The sequence below is a fragment of the Bacillus sp. AY2-1 genome (genome assembly GCF_008368965.1).
Taxonomy (GTDB): Bacteria; Bacillota; Bacilli; order Bacillales; family Bacillaceae_G; genus Bacillus_A; species Bacillus_A thuringiensis_S.
The window spans coordinates 1-746 of the sequence record NZ_QPEL01000311.1; the positions used below are offsets into that span (position 1 = coordinate 1).

Consider the following 746-nt stretch of genomic DNA (forward strand, 5'->3'; position numbering starts at 1 on the left):
AAGATTTTGGAAAATGAAGAGCATCTAACTAAATTAGTACATAAAGAAGAAATGTTAGAAACAGACTTGGGTAGTAAAAATAAAAATGTAAATGATTTGAAAAATAAAATTAAGATAATTGATAAACAAATCTTAGATTTAAATAGTCAGAAAAAGAGTACTTTAGAATCTCAAATTTATACAATTATAAATGAGGTTCAAGTTCATTTGATGAATAGTAATGAATATAAATGTCTAGTATGTGGTTCTACTTATAATAGTAGTAAGGAATTAAAAGATGCTATAAAATTGGAGATAGAAAACTCTAACAAGTTATTGAATGTATTTGAAATAGCTGTAAATGAATGCAAAGTTAAGAGAAATAATTTAAATGCCAAATTAAATGTGATAGAACAAGGGATAAACGTTTCTCAAAAGGAATTAAATAACTTGAGAAGTGAAATTATAGAATTGAAAAATAAGATTGAAATAATGCGTTTTAAAGATTCAATTGATATAGAAGATATTAATAAAATCCAGTTGGAAATAGGAAAAGTTCAAATTTATAAACAAGATAATGAAAATAAATATAAAGGCTATATAGAAATTAAGAAAGCATTAATTTTGTTGGAGAGTTTAAAGAAAAAAAGAGATGAGATTTCTGAAGAAGAGAAAGAAAATATAAAAAAACATAATAGCTACAAGTATTTCATAGGGGATCAAAGAGGGCTCCAATTAAAATTAAATAAAATAGATAGTTATATTAA

Annotated in this window: 1 protein-coding gene; it reads left to right on the forward strand. The window is 23.2% G+C overall.

Annotated elements, in window-relative coordinates; translation table 11 throughout:
- On the forward strand, window positions 1–746 hold a 746-nt coding region (locus tag DN403_RS31510; protein ID WP_218948254.1), incomplete at both ends, for a hypothetical protein.